The organism is Serratia sp. HMSC15F11, assembly GCF_001808215.1.
Classification (GTDB): domain Bacteria; phylum Pseudomonadota; class Gammaproteobacteria; order Enterobacterales; family Enterobacteriaceae; genus Serratia; species Serratia nevei.
In genome coordinates, this window is the sequence record NZ_KV792430.1 from 1 (window position 1) to 1,673 (window position 1,673).

At 62.1% G+C, this 1,673-nt stretch carries 2 protein-coding genes; both read left to right on the forward strand.

Annotated features, from left to right (window positions below; genetic code table 11):
• Positions 1-494 precede the first annotated feature (494 nt).
• Positions 495-704, forward strand: a complete 210-nt coding sequence (locus tag HMPREF3138_RS26215; RefSeq protein ID WP_088765954.1) for a hypothetical protein — start codon at positions 495-497, stop codon at positions 702-704.
• The coding region (locus tag HMPREF3138_RS08400; RefSeq protein WP_070558920.1) for a primase/helicase family protein at positions 691-1,673 on the forward strand (983 nt) is incomplete at its 3' end. The genes HMPREF3138_RS26215 and HMPREF3138_RS08400, both read left to right, overlap by 14 nt.

The following is a 1,673-nucleotide window of genomic DNA, read 5'->3' on the forward strand; positions in this document are numbered from 1 at the left end:
CCCGGAGGGAGCACCCGCCGGGGCAGGTGACGAACAAAACGCCGGGCATGATGTCGGGGAACCGCTCCGCAGCGCCTACGCACTTCAGTGCCTCGGTTGACGGCTGCGTCGCTTCTGTCGTGTCGTTATCGTCGTTCACTGCTCCCCCTGCGTCGAAATGGTCGCCAGACCTCGCCAGCACTGGCTGTGCGTCTTTTTTAGTATCTCACAAAAAACGCCACTTTGGCGTTAATTGTGTTAAGCTTGTCTTACTGATTCCTGACGAGCAGTTGGGAAACATGAAACCGGATCGCCCGGTGCCGCTTTCCCTCCTCCCCAACGAGGCGGGGTTGTAAACGAGGATGCGCGCTTCGTCCTTGGCAGGTGCGAGTAAGCGCGAAGGGCTGCTGTCCTGCCGCTATGCGGTAAGTCCTCAAGGGCGGCTTTATCGATAATCGTCACTCCCGCCCCCCGATGCCCGTTAAGCTGAGGGGGGCACCTATCTGGTACTCCCAATGAAAAAACGAATCTATACCGCTGACCTCGCTGCGCTGCTGAACGTGTCGCTGCGCACGCTCTCCCGCCTGAGTTCGCGGGGGATCGTTCCGACTCCGGCAGGGCGTTCCCTTCGTGGCGGGCATTACTGGCTGGCTGGGGATCCCGTGCTCAAACGCTTTATTGCCGACCAGCGTCGTCCCGGGAGGGCTCCTTATGGCGTTCGATAACTCTCACCTGACTGACGCTGGCCTGTTCTGGCGTGCCGTCTCTGCGGCTGGGGCTCCGGTTGACCGCGAGGACTGGCTGCGCCTCTGTTCTGGCATCGCATGCTGGGCATCTCTCTGCGGAGAGGACGGGCTTGCTGCTATCGAGGCCTGGTCTACCCGCCACAATCGCGGATCTGCGCATCACCGGTCGCAGTACCGGCACTTCCTGAAGCTGAAAGGCGTAACCAATCCCGAGGCCATGGCGCAAGTATTCCTGCGGTTCTCAGGCGAGGTGTACTGGCGGCTCGACTCAAATCGCACGCCGCCGTCGACTGAACAGGTTGCTGCTCTTGCTGAACGGAAACGCCGATCGATCGAGGCGGTGGCCAGACGCGAAGATGCCGACCGGCGCAAGGCCGATAAGGCTGCGGCTGATGCGGTCAGGATGCTGGCGAAAGGCGACGGTAATCCGGCCTATACCCCGTACTGGCGCAATAAGACCACAATCGCCAGGCGTGGTGGCGTCAGCCTCCCGCCCCTCCCCGCTGACCTTCGTGTGGGTGGCTTGTTCCGCTCGTTCGAACCGAGGGCGTACTGGTCGCGCTGTCTGCTTGTTCCTGCCTATCGCCTGACCGATGATCGCCAGCTGGTTGGCGACGCGCTGGAGGCCATCTGCGGCGTCTGCTCTGCTGGCGGCAAAACCGGCGACAAGTTCTCCCCTGCAGGTACCCAAAAGGCGGGACGGTTCTATCCGATGCCCGGCTTTATGGACGTGCTCGATACCTCACCACATGCGCCCTACTCGCCTCTGTTCGTCTGTGAGGGGTTCGCCACGGCGGTTGCCCTGCATCATCTGACGAAGGGCAAGGTGGCAGTCTGCGCGGCGTTCTCAATTGCCGGGTTCGGCAGCTGCGTGGCGTCGCTGCGCCGGTTCTGGCCAGATGTTGATGTGATGCTGGTACCGGATCACGGCGAAGCGTACCGCCTGGC

What these genes read in the sequence shown, in the direction of transcription:
- HMPREF3138_RS26215 (WP_088765954.1), top strand. Translation starts at nt 495, where the DNA reads ATGAAAAAACGAATCTATACCGCTGACCTCGCTGCGCTGCTGAACGTG.